15 protein-coding genes and 4 pseudogenes are annotated in these 21,339 nt (G+C 69.7%); 7 read left to right on the forward strand and 12 right to left on the reverse strand.

Features of this window, described 5'->3' with window-relative positions; genetic code table 11:
• Positions 1-116 precede the first annotated feature (116 nt).
• Together IE207_RS33820 and IE207_RS21215 are read right to left on the reverse strand one after the other, a co-directional pair.
• Positions 117-1,826 (reverse strand): serine/threonine-protein kinase, encoded by a 1,710-nt coding sequence (locus IE207_RS33820; protein ID WP_268250198.1) that lies wholly within the window; start codon positions 1,824-1,826, stop codon positions 117-119.
• Positions 1,823-1,990, reverse strand: a complete 168-nt coding sequence (locus IE207_RS21215; RefSeq protein ID WP_190185837.1) for a hypothetical protein — start codon at positions 1,988-1,990, stop codon at positions 1,823-1,825. Before IE207_RS21215 ends, IE207_RS33820 begins: the two co-directional genes overlap by 4 nt.
• A gap of 549 nt (positions 1,991-2,539) precedes the next feature.
• Here IE207_RS21215 and IE207_RS21220 point away from each other — a divergent pair.
• Complete coding sequence (locus IE207_RS21220; RefSeq protein WP_308433640.1) at positions 2,540-3,481, forward strand: immunity 49 family protein; 942 nt, start codon at positions 2,540-2,542, stop codon at positions 3,479-3,481.
• Between the two features lie 248 nt (positions 3,482-3,729).
• Here the strand turns inward: IE207_RS21220 and IE207_RS21225 are convergent.
• From IE207_RS21225 to IE207_RS21245, 5 genes and pseudogenes are all read right to left on the reverse strand, one after another.
• Positions 3,730-4,110 (reverse strand): annotated as a pseudogene (locus IE207_RS21225) (tyrosine-type recombinase/integrase); the annotation flags it as partial.
• Between the two features lie 99 nt (positions 4,111-4,209).
• The gene (locus tag IE207_RS21230; protein ID WP_190185839.1) at positions 4,210-4,521 is read right to left on the reverse strand and encodes an SCO5918 family protein; all 312 of its coding nucleotides are present in this window, start codon (positions 4,519-4,521) and stop codon (positions 4,210-4,212) included.
• A 50-nt stretch (positions 4,522-4,571) separates the two neighbouring features.
• The gene (locus IE207_RS21235) at positions 4,572-4,976 is read right to left on the reverse strand and encodes a CBS domain-containing protein (protein WP_190185840.1); all 405 of its coding nucleotides are present in this window, start codon (positions 4,974-4,976) and stop codon (positions 4,572-4,574) included.
• A 46-nt stretch (positions 4,977-5,022) separates the two neighbouring features.
• Positions 5,023-6,537, reverse strand: a complete 1,515-nt coding sequence (locus tag IE207_RS21240) for a DEAD/DEAH box helicase (protein ID WP_190185841.1) — start codon at positions 6,535-6,537, stop codon at positions 5,023-5,025.
• A gap of 309 nt (positions 6,538-6,846) precedes the next feature.
• Complete coding sequence (locus IE207_RS21245; protein WP_190185842.1) at positions 6,847-7,050, reverse strand: cold-shock protein; 204 nt, start codon at positions 7,048-7,050, stop codon at positions 6,847-6,849.
• A 1,118-nt stretch (positions 7,051-8,168) separates the two neighbouring features.
• Between IE207_RS21245 and IE207_RS21250 the strand changes: the two genes are divergently transcribed.
• Positions 8,169-8,558, forward strand: coding sequence for a hypothetical protein (locus IE207_RS21250; RefSeq protein ID WP_190185843.1), 390 nt, complete (start codon positions 8,169-8,171; stop codon positions 8,556-8,558).
• Between the two features lie 1,427 nt (positions 8,559-9,985).
• Positions 9,986-10,323: pseudogene (locus tag IE207_RS34340) on the forward strand (transposase); the annotation flags it as partial.
• A gap of 71 nt (positions 10,324-10,394) precedes the next feature.
• Here the strand turns inward: IE207_RS34340 and IE207_RS21260 are convergent.
• Complete coding sequence (locus tag IE207_RS21260) at positions 10,395-11,693, reverse strand: helix-turn-helix transcriptional regulator (RefSeq protein ID WP_190185844.1); 1,299 nt, start codon at positions 11,691-11,693, stop codon at positions 10,395-10,397.
• A 167-nt stretch (positions 11,694-11,860) separates the two neighbouring features.
• On the opposite strand from IE207_RS21260, the gene IE207_RS21265 reads away from it, so the two are divergent.
• The 3 genes and pseudogenes from IE207_RS21265 to IE207_RS21275 form a co-directional block, all read left to right on the forward strand.
• Positions 11,861-12,073, forward strand: coding sequence for a hypothetical protein (locus tag IE207_RS21265; protein WP_190185845.1), 213 nt, complete (start codon positions 11,861-11,863; stop codon positions 12,071-12,073).
• Between the two features lie 86 nt (positions 12,074-12,159).
• Positions 12,160-13,374 carry an RICIN domain-containing protein gene (locus IE207_RS21270; protein ID WP_190185846.1) on the forward strand — a complete coding sequence of 405 codons (1,215 nt, stop codon included), beginning with the start codon at positions 12,160-12,162 and terminating at the stop codon, positions 13,372-13,374.
• A gap of 958 nt (positions 13,375-14,332) precedes the next feature.
• Positions 14,333-14,583, forward strand: a pseudogene (locus tag IE207_RS21275) (helix-turn-helix domain-containing protein); the annotation flags it as partial.
• Positions 14,584-14,675: 92 nt separating this feature from the next.
• Here IE207_RS21275 and IE207_RS21280 read toward each other — a convergent pair.
• Positions 14,676-16,724: a pectinesterase family protein gene (locus tag IE207_RS21280; RefSeq protein ID WP_190185847.1), complete on the reverse strand. Its 2,049-nt coding sequence runs from the start codon at positions 16,722-16,724 to the stop codon at positions 14,676-14,678.
• Between the two features lie 1,128 nt (positions 16,725-17,852).
• Here IE207_RS21280 and IE207_RS21285 point away from each other — a divergent pair.
• On the forward strand, positions 17,853-18,830 hold the full coding sequence (locus IE207_RS21285; protein ID WP_190185848.1) for an L-threonylcarbamoyladenylate synthase: 978 nt from the start codon (positions 17,853-17,855) through the stop codon (positions 18,828-18,830).
• Positions 18,831-18,992: 162 nt separating this feature from the next.
• On the opposite strand, the pseudogene IE207_RS21290 reads toward IE207_RS21285, so the two are convergent.
• The 3 genes and pseudogenes from IE207_RS21290 to IE207_RS21300 all read right to left on the reverse strand — a co-directional run.
• Positions 18,993-19,151: pseudogene (locus IE207_RS21290) on the reverse strand (carbonic anhydrase); the annotation flags it as partial.
• A 454-nt stretch (positions 19,152-19,605) separates the two neighbouring features.
• Positions 19,606-19,977 (reverse strand): STAS domain-containing protein, encoded by a 372-nt coding sequence (locus IE207_RS21295; protein ID WP_190185849.1) that lies wholly within the window; start codon positions 19,975-19,977, stop codon positions 19,606-19,608.
• The gene (locus IE207_RS21300; RefSeq protein ID WP_190185850.1) at positions 19,974-21,326 is read right to left on the reverse strand and encodes a PP2C family protein-serine/threonine phosphatase; all 1,353 of its coding nucleotides are present in this window, start codon (positions 21,324-21,326) and stop codon (positions 19,974-19,976) included. The genes IE207_RS21295 and IE207_RS21300 overlap by 4 nt, the downstream gene beginning before the upstream one ends.
• Between the last annotated feature and the right edge of the window lie 13 nt (positions 21,327-21,339).

Consider the following 21,339-nt stretch of genomic DNA (forward strand, 5'->3'; position numbering starts at 1 on the left):
CGGGGGCGGGGGGCGGGAACCGGCCGGTTCCCGCCCCCCGCCATCGCACCCATAGGGCGTGCGCCTGCTCTGCCCCGGACTTCGCAGGTCGCCCGGTCGTGAAGACCGACAGAAGCTCAGAGCACCTTGAGGCACAACGTCACGGTGCCGTGGAGGGCTTGGATCGAGCTCGAGTTGCACTGGTCGCGCTTGTTGGGGCCGAGGATCTGCGAGATCTGCACGAGGTAGTCGGCGCCGGAGGGGATGTGGGAGTCGGCGCAGTTCCAGCCGTCCAGCAAGTGGATGGTGTCCAGCTTGCCGTTGCCGTTGCCGAGGACGCAGTCGCCGACGCGGAATTGGCGGTCGATGCACACGGTGATGTCGGGGGAGCCGCCGTGGTGGACCCATTCTGCACTGCCTCCGTTGGGAGGACCTGGGCACTCAGTGCCGGTGGGCACCACCTTGGTGACTCGGTAGTACGCGTTCCACGCGTCGCAGGGCACCATGTCCGGCTTGAAGGTGTCGTTCGGCTGGCTGATGGAGAAGTCACCCGGCGCTCCGTCTCCTACGTGGAAGCAGTCGCCCTCCCGTACCGCCGCGAAGGCCCGGCTGACGGCGTCCAGGGTGGGGCTGGGCTTGGGCGTCGCGCTGGGGCTGGGGCTCGGGCTCGGGGTGGGGCTGGGGCTCGGGGTGGGAGTGGCGGTGGGGCTGAGGGTGGGTGTCGAGCCTGACGTGGCGGCGGCGTGCCGGTGGGAGAAAAAGGAGGGCAGGCCGGCGAAGGCGACGGCGATGAGCAGGCCGAGGACGAGGACAGCGCACGCGACGCCGATCCACGGGAAGTGGGGGCCGAACCGCCTCCGTTGTGGAGACGATTCGTCGGGACGACCGTCGCCGGCACCGCTCGGCGTCCTCCGCTCGCGGGGACCGGCATCAGAAGGAAGGGACGGTAACGGGGCCGACAGAGTCTGCACTTGGCGTTCGGCGATCATCGTCGCGACCGGCGCGGGGAGCCATTCGAAGGGCGCCTGGGGGGCGTTGGTGAGTTCCCTGAGTATGTCGGCCACCCCGGGGCGGTCCCCGGGGCCCTTGGCCAGGCAGCGGTGCACCAGGTCCGCCAGGTAGGCGGGCAGGCCGGTCAGGTCGGGTACGTCGTGGACGATGCGGTAGACGATCGCTTCGGCCGAGCCGGTACCGAACGGGCTGCGGCCGGTGGCGGCGAACGCCAGCACGAGTCCGAGGGAGAACACGTCGCTGGGTGGGCCTATCTCGTGGCCACGTGCCTGTTCCGGGGACATGAACGACGGGGTGCCGACCACGGCGTGGGGGAGGGTGGGGGACGTGGCGTCCAGTGCGCGGGTGATGCCGAAGTCGATGACGCGGGGTCCGTCGGCCGCGAGGATCACGTTGGAGGGTTTGAGGTCGCGGTGCACCAGGTTGCAAGCGTGGATCGCACGGAGCCCCTCGGCCAGTCCCGCTCCCAGTATGGCGATCCCCTCCGCGGGCAGCGGGCCGTGCATCTCGACGGCCTGGTGCAGGGACGGGCCGGGTATGTAGGCGGTGACCAGCCACGGCGGGTCGGCTTCGGGGTCAGCCTCGACCACCTGGGCGGTGTAGAACCCGCCGACCCGGCGGGCTGCCTCGACCTCTATGGCGAACCGGCGTCGAAACCCGGGATCGCCGGCCAATTCCGGCCGCACCAGCTTGACCGCGACCGGGCGGCCGCCAGGGGAGCGCCCCAGGAACACCTGCCCCATCCCGCCACCGCCCAGCCGCCCCTCCAGCCGAAAATCGCCTACCGCGTGCGGATCACCCTGGCGTAACGGCTTCGGCCAGACCGGGGAGTTCATCGCACCCCGGCATTCATGTCCGGGGCGCGTTCCGGCATGCGGTGCACCGTCGCCCGGCTGGAGTAGATGCGGCCCTTGGAGCCGAGGCCGAGAAGGATGCTGCGCTGGCCGGTGCGGTTTTGGGTGTCGGGCGAACACTTGGCGTAGCCGATGGATTCGTTCACGCCGCGAGTGTACGAATAGCCCCCGTTCACCGTACAGATGGCGGCACTTGACACGGGCGGCCGATCTGATGCGACCCACCTGGAGGCCCTTGTCCTCCGCGCTGGAGCCCCGGCCAGGAGGCCCCCCCGGGGTGCGGATGGACGATTCGTATGGTGTGACCGGTCCGGGCGAGTGCTGGGCCGGCCATGTGGCGTTGGGCGGTGTATGTCGATGACTCCCCGGTCTCCGCGACCTCGCTCTCAGCGTCAGCGCCCTGATGTGCTGGTGACGTCCGTGGTGGAGAAGCGTCTGTGCGCTCTGACTGTCGCTGCCGAGTTTCTGCGCCGGATCGTGCCGATCACAGCCGAGATGATCCGTCATGTCCAAGTACCCGGTGCTCAAGCCGAAGAACGCCGTCAGCGGGGGGACCCGTCCGCTGGCACCGGCCGACGACACATCGCGGGACCTGCTGCGTTCGTACGGGTGCCGCTGAGGGCAGCGTCTGCGATCGTCACAGGAAGAGAACCGCGCGACCTGCGGTGTCAGTGGCGGCTGCCAGGATGACGCTTATGACGATCAAGGACGTAGCCCGGCACGAAGTGAGTGATCCGCTGATCGAACAGGCGCTGGGGAACATCTGGCTGCGGGCCCGCCACCGCTGGTACACGATGCAATACGACTGCTACGCCGATGAGGAGTTGCAGGGAATGCGCGACGAGCTCCTTGACCACATGGCCGCCCGCACGGTGGCCGGCACCGAGCCTGGCAGCGTCCCGTCACACGTCGTCCTGCGGACCGCGGCCGAGTGCGCCCTGGGACTCCTGAGCTTGGGCTGCTGCCCCAACGGTGACCAAGAGATCTCCTTCACCCTCATTGACGAGAAGCTCAGCAGCGAAGACAAAGACTTCGAGGCTGTGGTGGAGCTGGCGGCCACCGCGAGGACCTGGCTGGACGCCTTTGCTTTGTCCGTGATCAGCGGCATGGTCTGGGAACGGGACCTGGTCATCGGGCTATTGCTGCGCGGCGACTACGCGCCTGCCATCCATAACGGTCTGCCCCACTCGAAGCTCGAATCGAAGTCCGACCCGGGCGAGCTGGCGGAGATGGACGCTTTGTGCGGCTACCTCACCCAGGCCGAGGGGTATCTGCCCCGGCACTGGCCGTCGGTAACGCTGTGCAAGCCGAATGCCGGCGAGCGCACCGATGCAATGCGGCAGCTGGATACCCTCGATGCGCTGACGCCAGACCAGCGCCTCCTGCGCGTACTTCTGGAGGATGACCAGTTGGCCTTCGAACAGGCCCTGGAGCACCGTCTTGTCGAGCACCGGGAGAGCGCACCCTCCGATGCGGCGCCCCGCAGCCTCCTGCCGCACAAGACCATCGCCCTGGCCTCCCTGGCCGTCCAAACCCACGGCTGGGACTTGCGTGTGCAATCCGCCTACCTGCCGCAGGCCATGCTGAGTGCCCCTGAACGAACCGCCGCCCTCGGGGCACCTGTCACGAGAGGATGACCTGCGCTGCAGTCGAGAGCCATGGCCCACGGCCCGCGCTGAGGTCGTCCCCCCCCGCATTCATCGCGCGGGTCGTGTTACCGGCCGCGCGGCCCCACAGGCCGCGTCGGCGGCCACCGTGCTCGGTCTCGGCCGCCTGCAGTGCGGCCACGATCCCGGCGGCCGGCGGCGGCTCCCCGGCGTCCTTGTCCAACCAGGGGCGTACCGCCTCGGCGACGGCTTCCACGCACGGGGCGGCCCCGGGAACATCAGGCCGCGAGGGTGAGCCAGCGCCCAAGCTGCTTGCTGATCTTGTCGGCACCGGCGACCGCGTGCCGAGCCCGGCGTTCCTGGTCTCCACGGCGACGGACGTAGGAATGGGTCGTCGCTGGATCGTCGTGTCCGGCGAATTCTTGGATTTCCTCCAGGGGAGTCTTGTCGTCGTGCATGTGGGCCAGGCGGCTGACCCACAGCACGTGGGGAGTCAGGTCACGGCTGGTGAGGACTCCGGCCCGCTTCCCGAGCCGAGTCAGGATGCGGTCGACGTCGTGGCGGTCGAGCCGTCGGCCCTGGGAGTCCAGCAGCAGCGCCCCGTCGGTGCGGCCGTCGATGAGGCGGACCAGGAGCTCGGCGAGCATGTGCGGAACCTCCCACTGCCTGCCCTTGCCCCCTTGCGGGTCAGGTTGATCGGCGTGTGCCGGTCGGGCCCTCCTCGCTGTTCGGGTGTCGGCTTGCGCAGGTCCGGTCCGTCAGACGGTCACCGGGATGCCGAGCATCACGGAAGCCTGTTGGAGCGGGCTGAGGACACGCGTCGGCGTGGCGGCCCGGGGAAGGCTGCGGCAGGTGAACCCGAGTTGGGTCATGGCCCGGAGGACTTCGCCGGCGCTGAAGTCGCGGCGGTCCTGGCGGGTGATGACCTGACCGACCTGCTTGACGGGGTAGGTACGGCGGCCGATGATCACGGACTCGCCGATGACCTGCTCGGGCTTGATGCCCTTCATCGATTCGAGGACGCCGCTTTTGGTCAGGTCGAACGGGAACCGGGCGATGACGCAGCGCATGTTGCCTCACAGGAAGTAGAAGGGGGACGGTCGTGCTGCCGTGAAGCGGTTCAGCGGGCAAGGGCGAGGACGCCCAGAGCGCTGCCCTGCTCGTCGACGACCGGCAGGGCATCGAGCCGGCGGCAGCGCATCGCGTGTTCGGCTTCGACCATAGTGGTCACGGGCGAGGTGAGCGGCCCGCGGTCACCGAGGACGTCGCGGAGACGAACCTGGTCCGAGTACGCGGCACTGTTCCGGATGGCGGCGAGCCCGGCCTGGGTGACCAGCCCGGTGCACAGGCCGTCCTCGTCGCAGACGAGCAGATGACCCGTGCGGGCGCTGGCCATGACGGCCAGGGCCACCTCGACCGTCATGTCGTCACAGACCTGGGGACCGGCCGCCTCCATCGCGTCGCCCACCGTCCGGTGCACGGGGTTGGCGTTCGCCGGGCGGGGCTGCATCTGGACCAGCGTCAAAAGGTGCCTCCTGCAGAGATGGGTCAGTTTCCTGATCACGTGGATCTCAGGCGGCCGCATCGAATGCGGACTGCCGCACGCTCACGCGCCGGGCCGTCGAAGCGGGCCGCCGCCTGCCGCGGGAGGCCGCGATGCGCTTGCCGCGTTCGACGGCCGGCGCGGTGACGGTGACGGGGATGCCGGAGGGTGCCTGGGCGCCGGTGATCCGGTTCAGGGCCTCTTCGCCCGGGCGGACCTGGGTGGCCTGCGGGGTGATGCCGGCGGCCTGCATGAGGCGGGTCATGTCGCGGCGCTGGTTGGGGGTGACGAGGGTGACGACGCTGCCGGACTCGCCGGCCCGGGCGGTGCGTCCGCCGCGGTGGAGGTAGTCCTTGGGGTCGGTCGGCGGGTCGACGTTGACGACGAGGTCGAGGTTGTCGACGTGGATGCCGCGCGCTGCCACGTTGGTGGCGACCAGGACGGTGACGTGCCCGGTCTTGAACTGCGCGAGGGTGCGGGTGCGCTGCGGCTGCGACTTCCCGCCGTGCAGGGCGGCGGCCCTGACACCACTGTTCAGCAGGTCCTGGGTCAGCCGGTCGACGGCGTGCTTGGTGTCCAGGAACATCATCACCCGGCCCTCGCGCGCCGCGATCTCCGTGGTTGTCCGGTGCTTGTCGCTGCCGTGGACGTGCAGCACGTGGTGCTCCATCGTCGTGACCGCGCCGGCCGAGGGATCCACCGAGTGCACGACCGGGTCGGTCAGGTAGCGGCGGACCAGCAGGTCGACGTTGCGGTCCAGGGTGGCGGAGAACAGCATCCGCTGACCCTCGGGGCGCACCTGGTCCAGGAGCGCGGTGACCTGCGGCATGAAGCCCATGTCGGCCATCTGGTCGGCCTCGTCGAGGACGGTGATCGCGACCTGGTTCAGCCGGCAGTCACCTCGGTCGATGAGGTCCTTCAATCGGCCGGGCGTGGCTACGACGATCTCCGTGCCTCCGCGCAGCGCTGCGGCCTGCTTGCCGATCGACATGCCGCCGACGACGGTGGTCAGGCGCAGCTTCACGGCGCGGGCGTAGGGAGTGAGGGCGTCGGTCACCTGCTGGGCCAGCTCGCGGGTAGGAACGAGGACCAGAGCCAGCGGCTGGCGCGGCTCGGCGCGCAGTCCTGCGGTACGGGCCAGCAGCGCGAGGCCGAACGCGAGGGTCTTGCCGGAGCCGGTGCGCCCGCGGCCGAGCACGTCACGGCCCGCAAGGGTGTTGGGCAGGGTGGCGCCCTGGATCGGGAAGGGCACGGCCACACCCTGCGCGCCGAGAGCGGCCAACAGCGCGGCCGGCATGGCCAGGTCGGCGAAGACCTCGACGGCGGGCAGCGCCGCAGTGATGGTCTTCGGCAGGGCGAACTCGCCCTGTACCGCGGCGGGCCGGCGGCCGTAGCCGCCGGAGCGGATCGGACTCCCCGAACGGCTCGGGGTCGACGATCCGAAGCGGCTGCCCCGTTCCGAACCGGCGGCAGCGCCGAAAGCGGGGCCGCCGGTTCGGCTGCGGGTGCGGGAGGAACGGTCGTTCGTACGTGTGCGGTTCATTCAGAACCTTCCTTGATACGGCACGTATCAAGGAATTCCCGCAGCGGAAACGCGGCGCAGGGAATCACAAGAACGGGCCGAATGGAATGCGAAAGCGACTCTGGACTGCAGGGATTCTGTGCGGTCGCAGGCGCTGAGACGGGGTGACGTCATGTGGACGCGAAACCAAGAAAAATCGAGGGGTGAAGCGCAGAGCAGGCTGTCACCCTGAATACTGCGTCACGTAGGTGACACCACTGCGGGAAATGCGTGCAGCTGGGGCCCGCACCCCGAGGGATGCGGGCCCCAGCTACGAAATGCGCGTCAGCGTCAGGAGGGAACGATGTTCTCGGCCGTCGGGCCCTTCTGGCCCTGCGCGATGTCGAAGGTGACCTTCTGGCCTTCCAGCAGCTCGCGGAAGCCCTGGGCGGCGATGTTCGAGAAGTGGGCGAAGATGTCGTCGCCGCCACCGTCCTGCTCGATGAAGCCGAAGCCCTTGGCTGCGTTGAACCACTTCACGGTGCCAGATGCCATGTCATATCTCCTTTGGGGCAGTACACCAGCATCCGCACTGTACGGACACCGTGTCGCCGCGATGATGCCCCGCCGGAAAATGACCCGGAAATGTAAAGCACTCGAATGAGACGCGGAGGTCGACTGGAGCGCTTGAAGTTTTTGGGTACCAAAACTGCAACCGAGATCGACAGTAGCACGCTGCAGCGGTTTGTGTGCGTTACATATCTCCATCGTGTGCGGCGTGGAAAAATCCTCCCGGCGGGGTCCATTAAACTCTCCGACCGCGGGGATAGATATTGATTCCCCCCGAGTGCAGCGGTTCGTGCGCAAGGGCGTCCGCTTGCTGCGACGTGCGGTCCATGAGAGATGAGCCTGCGGGGTGTGGCCTGCAGCGCCCTCCGAAGGGATCAGCAGCTCGCTAGTGCTTCATGGCGGTCTCGGGGGCGTCCAGGGGCAAGGCGGCGCGGCCAGCCCCGCCCCTCGCTATACGTCGGTTCCGCAGCGCCTGACCGTCACTGCGGTCAGGCGCGAGGCTGCTCTCGCAGGTGGAGCAGAACCTCGGTGTCGGCGACGTCCACCAAGGCTTGCCAACAGGATCCGGATGCGAACGTCATCGCCATGGTGCACAGCCCGCACGATGGCCTCGACGGTGGCGGCCGCCTCAGCGGGAAGACCGACGAAGGGCGGCACTGTCACCGCTGATAGCGGCCCGGCCCTACCCGCAGCCGGACCTGGGAGACGAGGGATCATGACCGACCGTCGACCGCTCTCGCTGCCCGCCTCCTCAGATTCCGCTTCCGACGCTCCCGTACCCGCCCAGGCGGGTGGGCGCCGACTTCCGCCGGCCGCTGGGCGAGCCCGAGCCCGAGCCCGAGCCCGCACCCACCCCGGCCCGGCCCGATGTCCGCTCGCCGCCGGCGGCCTCACCCTCTCAGACCCGGACCGCCATGTCTGAGCGCGACCACCACGGGTTGCGCCATGTCCAGGACCAGCTCACCACCTCGCCCCACCGCCCGGTGTGCCAGCGCCTCCACCTGGACAGTGGTCGTAGCCGGCCCGGCTCCCGCCTCGGATACCGTGTTCCTCTACGGGGCGCCATAACGGATGTGACGCCCCCCAGCGGAGGTAGTCAGCGTATGAGTTCAAAGCGCAGCAAGAATCCAGCCCTGCCCGTACTTGACGACGCATTCCGACTCGCGTCGGTCAAGGACGCTGAAGAGTCCACCCGTGACTTGGCCGCGCGGCTGGCCACCACCGAGCTGCGCCGCGTTTCCCACCCGGGCCGGGTCACCTGGGAGCCCACCGATCAGGCCGAGCCCGTACCGATCCCGCCGACTGTGGTCGACGGCGACGGGGACCTGTGGCTGCGGGACCGGGGCACTGGCACCTGGACCATGCCCGAGTTCAACCCGAAGGAGTTCCCGGCCCGCTGTGGCGAGGTTCTGACGTGGAACGAGCTTGCCCGCGAGTTCGGCCCGCTGACCGCACTGGCCGACGACCGCCGCATCGGCGGCGGCCGTCGCTGACGGCGCAGCCTTCTGGGACGACCGCGCCCCTGAATCGCCCCTTACGGGTAGCTGCGAGCTCCAGCTCGCCGCCGAGCTCGACGATGGCGGCGAGCAGGTGAGCGCGGTGGTGGCGTCCGACGGCCGCGAGCAGCGTGGTGCGGGCCTGGCGCCACCCGATGTCCTCGGTGCGGCCGGCGTCGGTGGACCAGCCGGGTAGCGGTCGGCCTTCAGTTGCCGTGGTGAGCGCGCGGCCCTGCTCGCCGATCGGCTGCTGCCGGTCGGCCGACTGCCTGAGCAGGCCGCGCACCAGCTCGTCGACGGCGCCGCCGGGCCGGCGCCGAAGGCCCGCGCGTCGGCGGCGGCCTCGGCGAGGAGGCCTTCGTCCAGGCCTTCGAGGGCCTCGCTTGCTGATGTTCTGGCGCTGGGTGGCGAGCCAGCGGCCGACGTCCTCGCCGTGCAGGGTTGACCCCGGGCACGACGTCGGCGAGCAGGGCGCCGCCCGCGAGGAGCTGGGCGATGTCGGCGTAGTGCCGCTGCCAGTCGACCGTCCAGCCGCTCTCGCGCGGGTTCCCGTCCGGATCGACGGCCGTGGGCTTCTCCGCCCGCCGCCCGGCGCGGTCGGGGTCCTTCCCGAGGCCGCCGGGGCGCCGGGTGTTCGTCAGCCACTGTCCCACGGACTTGTCCGGGGTGGTCGCGTGCCGTGGGCGGCCATGGTCCCGTGCAGCTCGAAGTAGGCCCGGGCGGCGGCGAGGTTGTCGGTGAACCCCTGGTGTGAATGGGTGTGGTGGTGGCACTGGCTGGGCGTCAGCAAGGACGGGAGGGCCGTCCCTGCTCATGCTGCACAGCGGTAGTGATCATGGCGGTCATGAGGTGACCGAGCTGCTGTCGTCAGGCACCGATCGGGAGGATGGCCGGCTGTCATGGGCGTGCCTGTTCACACCTGCCGTTGGATCGCGGTACGCCATGCCACCGACCGCATCCACATCTTCGCCACGTTGGCCCGGCAGGACGGCCGCCACTCCCGGCCGCGCGGAGACATCCTCGCCAGCACACCGCCGCCCGCGCCTTCGAGGCCAGCTGGGGCCTCACCTCGATGTCACCCCTGGACCGCACCGCACGACGCCGCCCCTTCACCGGCGAAGCGGAGAAGGCCGCCCGCCGCGACTTGGCCGAGACCGCCCGCGACTCCCTGCAGCGCACCGTCCGGACCGCGGCCGCGCGCGTCGACGGTGACACGGATTTCCTGGAGCGGCTTCGTGACGCCGGACTGCGCGTACGCGAGCGCCGCGGTGATGACGGCGCCCTGGTCGGGTACGCGGTCGCACTGCCCGGCGACCGCACCGCGCGGACGGCGGCTCCCGCCCGGTGTGGTTCACCGGTTCGGCCCTCGCCCTCTGTGGACGGTCCAGCCCAGCCAGGGGCGGGGGTACAAGATCGCCAAGCTCCTCAAGCCCATCTACACCGCGCCGGCCGAAGAGCCAGCCCTGGAACGGTTCGCCGAGTTCGCCGAGGCCCGGGCCCGAAAGTATCCGGCGATCGTGAGGCTGGGGGAGCACCACCAACGCGATCGAGTCCGTGAACGCCAGGATCCGGCGGGCGGTCAAGGCACGCGGGCACTTCCCGAACGGCCGCCCTGAGGCGCGTCTACATGGCGATCATGTCGCTCGACCCCAGGGGCAAGGGCCAGGCCCGCTGGACCATGCGCTGGAAGACCGCGCTGAACGCCTTCGACAGCACCTTCGACATCACCTTCGACGGCCGGCTCTCCGCAGCCCGTCAGTAGCCCCAACCACCCCCGATAGACCGTTCGATTGACAAACCTCCGAAAGCAGTCCGGCTCGTGGGGGAGTTTCGTCACGCCGGTGGCGGGTTTCGTGACGGTTGGGTGGTGTCGGCCTGCTGGAGTGCCTCGCGCGGGGATTTTCGTGTGCGGTAGGCGCGGGAGCGGCATTTGGGTGAGCAGTAGCGGGCCGGTCGTCCGGTGGCTCGTCCTGAGGCCCGTGTGGGCAGGGCCGCGCCGCAGGCCGTGCACGAGGGTGCCGGGTCGGGTCGGACGGTATCCGGGGCGGCTTCCATTGCGGGTACGGGCGGGGGCGGGGATGCCGGATGGCGGGTGAGCCCTTGTCGTTCGGCGATGACCCCTGCTTCGAAGCGGCTGTGGGCGCCGAGGGTGTCGAGGAGTTCGGAGACGTGCCGGCGGCAGGTGCGCAGCGAGATGCCGAGGCGGCGGGCGATGGTGTCGTCCTTGATGCCTTTGGCGAGCATGGCCAGGATCGTCTGTTTCATCGTCTGGGAGACGGCTTGGGTTGCGTGGGGGCCGGTGGCGTAGGGGGTGGCGTGGGCCCAGTCGCGTTCGTAGACGTCCAGGAGATAGGTGAGGAGGTCGGGTTCGCGGATGATCAGGGCGCCGCCGGGGCGGGCCGGGAGCAGGGCCAGGGCCTGGTCCACGATGATCATCTGGGGCAGCACCTCGGGCAGGGTGCGGATCTCGGCGCCTGCGGCGACGAGGTGTTCGGCGTGGGTTCGGGTGGGCTGGTCGAAGCGGGTGGCGTGCTGGTAGAGGCTGCGCATGCGGATGCCGCGTTCGAGCAGGGCCAGGTCACGAGGGAGGGCTTCGCGCAGGGCGGCGACTGGGAAGGAGCCGCCGTGTTTGGAGACCAGGACTTCGCTGTGGCAGGAGTCGATGACCTCGGTGAGCAGCGTGCGGACCGCGAACTTGTCGGGCAGGTGGTCGATGGTGCCCTGCGGGAAGGCGTGCTGGCGGGCCTGGAGGTAGACGGGCATGAGGGCCGCGAGTCCGTCGTGCTGCTCCTGTATCTGCCGGCGCTGGGTGCGCAGGGCTTCTTCTTGGGCGCGGAGGGCGGCGTCGCGGTCGGAGAGCAGTTGGCTCGCGGCGGCCTGGGGGCTCACCGGCTGCCAGCGCACGCCGGGCTCCCCGGTGGTGGCGGGGACTTCTTGGAGGAGGCAGGCATCGAGGAGGGAGTCCAGCGCCTGGTGGCTCTCCTGCTCGCTGATTCCGGTTTCGGCGGCGGCCCGGGACAGGGCGGCGGGGGTGAGGCTCTCGTGGACAACGGTCCAGCGGTAGAGCAGGACCGCGGCGCTGCCCAGTTCGGGTATGCCCGTTGGCCCGCTGTCACCTGGCGCATTGCCCATGGAACCCCTCCTAAAAGTGCATGGCACACAGATGATGCCCCGTGGGACTGCCGCGGGCGGCGCCGGGTCGGCACAGTGGTGATCACAGCCGGCACAAGCGGCTGGCGACCAGAGCACGACACCGGCGGACTGACCGCTGCCGGGCGACACAGCAGGAGTTGACGCACATGCGGGGAAACACGGCCCGGGCACTGGTGGCCCTCGTACTGGCCGCGGGCATCGGATGGGGCGGCGCCGCCGTCTCCGCCGCTTCGGACGGGCCCGGCGCCGGGCACCGCGTCAGTGCCGACGCGGAATTTCCCGGGTGGCTCGACCCGGGCAAGGACTGCCCCGTGACGACCGCGTGGGGCGACGAGCGCTGCCCGCCGAGGCAGTACTAACGCGGTGCGGTCCGCCTCGTTAGCGGACCGTCAGCGGCCCCAGACAGAGCTCCCATCTCATCTCCTGCCTAAGAAAGGCGCCGACCTTGTCACGCTCCGAAGTTCTTCACCCACGCACCAGGACGCTCGCCACGCTGATGGCGATGGCCGCGCTCACCGGCTTGCTGATCGGCCTGCCGGCATCGCCGGCCGCAGCCGACACGCCCAACGCCCACACCATCGCGACCTACAACTCGCAAGGTGCCCGCTGGTCGGACGTCCGGCAGCTCAGCAACGAGAACGACCTCGTCGCCGTCCAGGAGGCGGGGTCGGAACCGGGTTTGTACGGCATGGTGCTCCAGCAGTCCTACAACCGGAGCGGCTACACCGTCCACCTGTATCGCTGGGGCAGCCGCTACGTGTACTGGATGAGTCCGCTGGGAGACACCCGGGTCAACCTCGCCATGGTCACCCACACCATGGCCCACGAGGTCTACGTCGCCCCGCCCGGCCGGGCCGGCGCCCGCCCAGCGCTGGGTCTGCGCATGGACGACGACATCTACTACAACGTGCACGCGCTGGCTTCGGGAGCGCACAACGAAGCAGAGGAGCTGGTACGCCAGGTCCGCAACCAAGCGACCGCGGCGGGCCGCGCGTGGACCGTCATGGGCGACTTCAACCGTGACCCGGACCAGGGCATGCACAACCTCGCCGCGGGTCTGGGCGCCCAGGTTTACCACACTGGCCTTGCGACCCAACAGAGCAGCGGCGAACTCGACTACATGATCTCGTCGCGTGCGCTGGGGAACTACCGCGGGGTACGCATGGGCGGGCGCGGCTCCGACCACTACCCGGTCTACTTCCGCACGCAGTTGGTGGCGAACGGGTCCGTGGTCGAGCTGACCAGCGACAGCGACCACGACAAGTACCTCACGTTCGAACGCGGGAGCAACGCCAACGGCTCGCACCTGGTCTCCGACACCTGGAACCCCATGAAGTCCCAGTGGAAGCTGCGCAGCATTCCCGGCGGCGGCAAGTATGACTTCAACTTCGTCAACAGGTCGACCGGCAAGTGCATCGACGTCGACAACGGCCGCTGGGCGAAGAGCGGCGATGCCCTCAACGAATGGGACTGCGAGGGCCAAAGCTCCCAGGTCTTTTCCATCTACTACTGGGGCGAGGAGCCGGGGACCTGGATGATCAAGCAGAACAACACCGAGTTGTGCGTGAACACCACGGCCACCAAAACCAAGGTGCTCAGCCTGTTGCCGTGTGCTCACGCCACCCCCAACCAGCGCTTCGTGCCACACTTCTACGGCTAGCATCACCCACTTGCAGGATGATCGGCCGTCGCCAGGTCAGGCCGACTCCCGGACGACCGGCCGCGGCTCGAACAGCACCGGCGTGGCGGCTTCCACCGCGGTCCCGACCGCCACGGGAGCCGCCACGGCGGCGAGCAGGAGCCGGGGATGCCCGGGTGGGGAGAACGGGCTTGTCGCTGGTCGGCGTGGACTCCGCGACAGGCCGTGCCCACCATGACGCCGCAGGGATGCGGGGCAGCAAGCGCCTCGTGCAGGCCCTGGGACGAGTCGCCCCCCCGCACGACGCCCGGCGCGGTCGCCGCGGTCAAGCGGAGACCCGCAGGTTGAACAGGGTCGCACCGCAGCCGAGGTGCAGGGCGCGGTGGTCGGGGTCGGTGCGGGCATGACGCGTTCCGGGTCGCCGCGCACTTCGGTGACACCGCTGGTGGGGCGGAAGACGAACCGCCAGGGCTGACCGTCTGGTCCGCGACGCTGCGGTGTCTCATGACGGGCGTCGCCTCAGGCGGTCATGGCCACGGTGAACTCTGCCTTGACGTCCACGACTGCGGGCACGGTGCGGGCTGCCCTCACGAGCGCGTCTTCGGGGCCCGGGTCCGGCAGGACGCCGTGGAGATCCACGATGCCGCTCGCGACGTGGACGTAGACCTCGGCCGGACCGCTTCGTGGCCGTGCGGGATGAGCCGATACGTGATCAGTTCGCGTAGTTCGGCACCGATGTCGGAGTCCGGCGGGAGGCGGACCTTCAGTAGGTCGCGGCCGCTGGGAGGCGGCCGAGCACCATGCCGACCAGGCAGCCGTCGGGGCCGGCGACCGGCAGGCGCATGAGGTGGCTCCGGGCTGATCAGGCGGGCTGCGCCGGCAATCTGGCGTCCTTCGACACCGTGACGGCTGGGCGCGTCATCAACTGCCCGGCCGTGACATCGCGGGGTGTTCCGGCCGTAGGAGCGGTCCGTTCCGCGGCCCGGCGGCCCATCCAACGCTGAATGACCGGCTGTTCGCCGTACTTGAGGAAGAGTTGGCCAAGGGCCCGGTTGCCCACGGCTGGCCGGACCAACGATGGACGCTCCTCCGGATCAGACCCTGATCGGGCGGCGGTTCCACAAGTCCATGACGCTGTCGGGAACCTCGCAGATGCTGCGGAGACACGGCCGGAGTCACCAGATTCCGGCCCGTCGTGCAGTCGAGCGGGATGAGGCAGCCGTGGCCGGGCTCGCCCCGCAGCGCGAAGTCAGGTGTTTTGAAGTGATCCACCACCCCGGGGCTCCCGGCGGCGGCCGCCCGGGCCCCGGGGTCCCACCGAACTACGGGGTCCAGTTGCCCAGCCAGTCGGAGACCTCCTGGGATGCGGCCTGCGCGTCGGTCAGGTGCGGCCGGTCTGGGCTCTTCGGGCCGGCGCCCGGACCGGTGTTCATGTACTCGGCGAACCGGTCTTCCTTCCAGGAGAACCCACCCATGTCGGTCCAAGGGGTGCGTCTGATCGCGGCGCTGAGGGTGGAGTCGCGGACGGTGGCCTGGGGGTCGACCGCTTTGTCACCGCCGGGATGCCAGTTTCGGCCGAGTTGGAAGGAGGACGAGGCCACGTCACCGTTGACCGTGGAGCGGTTGATGAGTATCCCGTTGCGGCCCGCCGGGGTGCTCGGGGCGATGATGTAGCCGGCCGAGGTACCGTCCCAGCGCTTCTTGAGGGTGATGACGGACTGGTCGATGACCGCGGTGGCACGACCGAAGATGAAGTCGACGTTGCCCACGACGTAGGAATTGGTGACGTAGACGCGGCCGGGCTTGTCCGGCGCCGCGGTTTCCATCTCCAAGGTGTCCTGGTCGCCGGTGACGACGACGCCGTCCAGCACGATCTTGTCCGCGGCCGTCAGCAGAGCGACTGCCTGATGACCGTTCAAGGACTGGTTCGCGGCCTCGTCGAAGTCGTTGGAGACGGTGAGGTTGCGGAGCCGGGAGTCGTCTGACCGGACGGCGACCGTGGCACTGCCCGGAGTGCCGTAGGTGCCCGAGCTGTCCGGCTTCCGCATGCCTGCCGCGTTGCCGTACACGATGACCGTGTCCTTCCGGCTCGCGCCCGAGCCCTGGATGGTGATGTGTGGCTTGTTCGCCGGGATGTTCACCGTCTCGCGGTACGTGCCCGGCTTGACCGAGATGACCACGCGGGAGGGATTGCCGACGGGAATGGCGTCTACTGCGGCCTGGACCGTCTTGTACCTGCCGGAGCCGTCCTTGGCCACGGTGAGGGTGGTCGCCGCCGCGGTCGTCACCCTGCCGATGTCGGCTCGGGGGCCGGCGCCGGACTTCACCTTCGAGGGGACGTCGGCTGCCGCGTCGAGGGTGTAGCGGTAGTACGTCTTGGGGTCGAAGGCCGCGCCGCCGCTCTCGTTGCGGCCCTTGGTGTCCACGAATACGTTGCCGCGCTGCACGAGGGCAGCCGTACCGTCCTTGATGACGGGGTTGGTCAGCCCCTCGAAGTAGCTGTTCTCCACCACCATCCTCGTCCCACCACGTGCGTAGTTGCCGTAGGAGGAGGTGATCGTCGAGTCCGGGTCGTCCTGGAGGAAGTTGTTGTAAAGGTGTGCGTGTGCCACGTTGTCCGTCGACGGGTTGCGCTGCTCGGTCTCGTGGAACCAGTTGTGGTGGATCGTGATGTCGGCGGTCACGCGGTCGGTCCAGCCGATGCCGAAGGCCTTGTTGTCGTTCTTCAGCTGGTTCCAGGACACCGTCAGATACGTCGTGTTCTTGCGGCTGTCGATCAGCCCGTCGGCCATGTTCCGCAGGTTGTTGTGGTCGATCCACACGTGGTGGGCACCATCCATCTGGATGGCGTCCCAGTCGTGGTCCTTGTCGTTCCACGTGCCGGCATAGGAGTCACGGATCGTCAGATTCCGGAGAATCACGTTGTGGACGCCCTGGCCCAGGAAAAACCCCCCGCCGACGATCTGCCCTGCAGTACCCGCTCCCACGATGGTCTTGTTCGAGGCGACTTTGATCTCATTGCCCTTGGGGGACATGTTGATCGTCCCCGCGACGACGATGACGTACGGCTTCGAGGCGGTCGCATACTTCTCCAGGTCGGCAAGGGTCTTGACGGTGACGATCGCGCCGCCGCGCCCGCCGTAGGTGCCGTTCTGTCCCAGCGCGTTGACGGAGGCGAAACCGTCGGCGGTCTCACCGACCCACGCCGGGTCCGCTGTGGCAGCCCCTGCGTCGGGGCGGGCGTCGTCGCCGAACATTCCGAAGGCCCCGCCATACGACATGCCCATGGCGGTGGCCGCAGCCAACGGGATGCCGACGCTCAGGCCAACTCTGCGCCGGCGGTGCCGTGCCCTGTGCCGAGTGGTGTCCATTTTCACTGTCCTTGAAGGATGGCTGCCCGTCCGGTTTACATCAGCCAGTTGCCGCTGCGGGCGAAAAAGTTGCCGCGTAGCGTCTACGACGGCCGGGACCTCCGCCGGCCCGCAGCGGGCCCACCATGTGCAGCGAGCTCAGGACGGCCGGGATGTGGCCGGACGCCTCGATGGGAGTGCCTGGACGTCCGGGTGCCGAACCTCAGCGCGGGGATGGCGCAACCGTCCGCTCGGGCCGAGCGCGAACTCCGCGGCGCCCTGGACCAGGCAGCCGCACGGGGCGCGGTGGTGATGGCGCCCCGGGCAATCAGGGGACGCTGGGCACGCTGGGCACGAGCGCCATCACCCGTAACCCGTGCCCACCCGCCGTGGACGAGGCCGAGCGCCAGGTCCTGATCGCTCTGGCCGAGGGCTGCCGCACCACCGGTGCGTATGGTTCAGGGGGGCTCGTCCAGATTCTCGGGGTCCTGCCGGGAGCGGCGCCTCCCGACGCGAGCCTTCCTCTCCACGCTTCACTCGCCCGCTTCGAGCCCACTTGGAATGGATGTGCTCAGTGACAGGCATGGCGGCGTAGGCGGCGAAGCCACCTCACGCGCGAGGGAGTCGCGGTGGCCGTGAGGAGCGTGAGCGCTGATGCCGCCCCAGCCAAGACCCGGTACACCTCGAACCTGCCCGCGGTCCGGCAAGAGGAGCCGCAGCGGGAGCGCTGCCGCGAGGAAGACCCGCTCGAGCGGGACTCGCGCAAAGAGTTCCGACACGCCTGTCATCGCTGCGGACGTGGTGCGGCAGGCGGACGTGTGCGGCGTGGTGCCGGCTCGCCGCTGATTCGCGTCTTCATCAAGGGCGGCGTGAGCCGCGCCGCGGCTTTCGCGGCGAGTTTGCTGCCTCGATGGCCCGGCCGCGCGGGTGGAACGGTTACGCGCCGAGGAAGTGGGAGGCGAGGCCGCTGAGCATGCCGGCGAAGGATGAACGGGAGCCGCAGTCCTCGGCCCGCGCAGGCGTGCACAACCGTGATGGCTTCCCCGCCCTCGTTCCTGGGTCACACTCGGTGTTGTCGGCCGTGGTCCCGACGTCATGCGTCGGCGCGATCACGGCATTGGCAATGCGGAACGATGAGAGGATTCGAGGGTGACGGCAAGTACCAATGACATCGAGAAGGCGGCCGGGGTGCTGCGCGCCGGCGGCCTGGTGGCCCTCCCGACCGAAACTGTCTACGGTCTGGGCGCCAACGCCGAGGACCGCGCCGCCGTCTCACGGATCTTCCAAGTCAAGGGGCGCCCGCCCTCCCACCCGTTGATCGTCCACATCGGCAGGGCGGAGCTGCTGGACGACTGGGTCGAGGATGTACCGGCGCCGGCCCGCCTGCTGGCCGAACACTTCTGGCCAGGGCCCCTCACACTGGTCCTGCGGCGCGGTCCCCGCGTGCCCCTCGAAGCGACCGGTGGCCTTCAGACGGTCGCCGTGCGCGTGCCCGACCATCCCGTCGCACTCGCACTGCTCTCCGCCTTCGGCGGCGGTATCACTGCCCCCTCCGCGAACCGCTTTGGCTCCGTCAGCCCCACCACCGCGAACGACGTCCGTGCCGAGCTCGGCGACGCCGTCGACTTCGTGCTGGACGGCGGCTCCTGCGCGGTCGGCGTCGAGTCCACCATCGTCGACGCCACCGGCGAGATCCCGGCCATCCTGCGCCCCGGCGGGGTGACGCGGGAGGACCTCGAAGCGGTGCTGGGATACACGCTGGCGGTTCCCTCGACCAGTCACGTCCGGGTGCCGGGCCAGCATCCCTCCCACTACGCACCGCGTGCGCGGGTCGTCCTCGTCGAGCCCGAGAAGGTCATCGCCGAGGCAGAACTCGCTTCCGACCTCGGGCACCAGGTGGGCGTCTTCCTCCCCACCTTCTTCACCGGGGCGCCAGTGAAGGCGCACGCCGTGGTGGAGGTCCCCGCCTCGATGGCCGCCTACGCGCGCGGCCTGTACGGGTTCCTTCGCGAACTCGACCAGAAGGGATGCGACCTCATCGTCGCGTCCTTGCCGGCGGAAGAGGGGCTCGGGCTGGCGATCGCCAACCGGCTCCGCCGCGCCGCAGGGCCCCGGCCCACCGTGTGACCAGCACCGACGCCCTCCCGGCTCCCGGCCCCGGCAGCCGGGCGCATTGCCGCCCCTCGTCGGCCACGACCGTCCCCCACCGCCGGCCCACTTCACAGCCCAAGGCCAGCGGGCCCGCCCGGGCCGCCGGGGCTGGGCGGTCGGCTCGGTGCGCGGGGGCGGTCAGGACGCGAAAGGAACCTCGGCCTCAAGGCCGCGGGCGGCGACGAGCTGTGCACTGCCGTCGGCCAGCCGGTAAGACAGCCCCACCACTCCGAGGCGGCCGTCGGCAACCCGCTCGGCCAGGACGCGGGAGCGTTCCAGCAGCAGGTCCACGGTGTGCGGCGACCGCCGCGGTCTGTAGCCACCGCTACGGGGAACGTTCACCGGGCGAGTGCCGCGATCCGCTGCCGGACACCGGCACCTCACAGCGAGCCGCCTTCTGACCGATCGTATAACCGGGCAGAGGGCGGGGGCGCAACGCCGGATGGCGGATCCCGGTAGGGCGGGAGGGGCCGTCAGTCCTTGGCGATGGCCATGCCGAGGAAGATCCCCACCAGCAGCGCGACACTGTCGGCGGCCATCACCGCCCATGTGCCGGTGTGCGTCGCGGTGAACGTTGAGGTCATCCCCACCTGCGTCGCGACCTGCGTGGACTCCGCCCGGCCATGGTCGCCTCCTGGACGGCCAGGGCCGTATCCGGCCTCCGCACCCCGGTCTCCAACTCGGACTGCTCCATTGCGCGGTTCCCCCCGTACCTCGTGCAGCTGCGGTGGGCGGCCACCGGAGGGGGGGGCTACGCGGGGGTCGTGTCCTGACTGCGGGTGTGCGCGACGAGGGCGTGGGCCGCGGTGGGGTGGGCGGGCAGCACGGCGCTCAGGCCGGTGAGGTCCAGCATCCGCTCAAGGCGGTCGGGAACGGCAGCAAGGACCAGGGTGCCGTTGACGGTTTTGGCGCAGCGGAAGATGCCGACGAGGGCGTTGAAGCCGGATGAGTCGCAGAAGGTGACGGCCCCGAGGTCCAGGATCAGGTGCCGGTGGCCTTGTTCGATCAGCGCCAGCGCCTGGGCGCGTAGGCGAGGGGCGGTGGCTATGTCGAGTTCCCCGGCGACGTGGGCCAGGGCGAGGTCGCCTTCGGTGTGCTGTGCGGTGAGGCTGAAATCGGTCACGGTCGGCTCTCCGACGTCTCGCCGGCGGGGGCGATGGAGTGGGCGGTAGCGGTCGCGGTGAGGCCATCTGCGGCGTCGGCGAGGGGGACGGACAGGGCCAGCAGGGCGACGTCGTCGCCGGCACCATGGGGCATGGCGTCAATGAGGTCGACGGTATCCTCTATGACCTCCGCCGCACTGACGGGCCCGGTGCGCGCGGCGAGGAAACGAGTCAGGCCCTCTTCTCCGATCATGTCTCCGCCCAGGGTGCGGGCCTCTGTCAGCCCGTCGGTGTAGAGGAGCAGTCCTTCGCCCGGGCCGAGGTGAATGGTGAGGGAGGCGAAGTGCGCGCCGGCGAGCGCGCCGATGAGCATGCCTCCCTTGGGCTGCACCGCTTCTACCGATCCGGAGGCGCGCAGGTGGTAGGCCGGGGGGTGCCCGCCGGTGGCCACCGTGACGGTGAACCCTTCCCTCTCGTGCGGTTCGAGGACGCCGAAGACGGCGGTGCAAAACCGGGTACCGATAGCCGGGTCGAGGAGCAGCGCCGTGTTCAGCGAGGTGAGGACGACGTCGGGGTCGGGGTCGATCAGGGCTGCGGCGCGCAGGGTGTAGCGGGTCAGGGAGGTCAGGGCGGCGGCTTCTGGGCCCTTGCCGCACACGTCTCCGAGGAAGAACGCCCACCTCTTCCCGCCGAGGGGGAAGACGTCGTAGAAGTCGCCGCCCACGTTCTGCGGGGAGGCGGTGGCGTAGTGGCAGGCCAGTTCCAGGCCCGGTACCACCGGCAGTGCCGGCGGCAGCAGGGTGCGCTGGAGGGTGGAGGCGAACGCCTGGATGGCGTTCTTGTCCTGGTCCGCGCGCTGCCGGGCCTCCTCCTGCTCGATGCGCCGCTCCTGCTCGGTACGCAGGGCGTTCAAGGCGGCCAGGCGCATCTCCATCTCGTCGAGCACGATCGCGGCCAGGTCCGCGAGGGTGGCGGTGTCGTCCTTGGTGATCAGACGCGGCTGGGTGTCGAGGATGTTGACGGTGCCCAGCCGGTGCCCGTCGCCGGTGATGATCGGGGCTGCGGCGTAGAAACGGACGCCCATCGGCCCGGTGACCAGGCCGTTATTGACGGCGACGGGGTCGGTGAGTGTGTCCGGGATCACCAGTGTTTCGTCGGCGAGGATCGCCGAGCCGCACAGCCCCGGTTCCCGGCTGATCTCGCTCACGCCCTCCAGACCGTGTGCGGCCTTGAACCAGATCCGGTCCTCGTCCACGATCGTCACGCTCGCCACCGGCACCTTGAACAGCCGGGCCGCCATCGCCGCGACGCGGTCGAACGCGCCGTCGGGCGGGGTGTCAAGGATGTCGTAGCGGCGCACGGCGTCCATCCGGGCCGCTTCT

Source organism: Streptomyces cirratus, from assembly GCF_014650775.1.
Lineage (GTDB): Bacteria > Actinomycetota > Actinomycetes > Streptomycetales > Streptomycetaceae > Streptomyces > Streptomyces cirratus.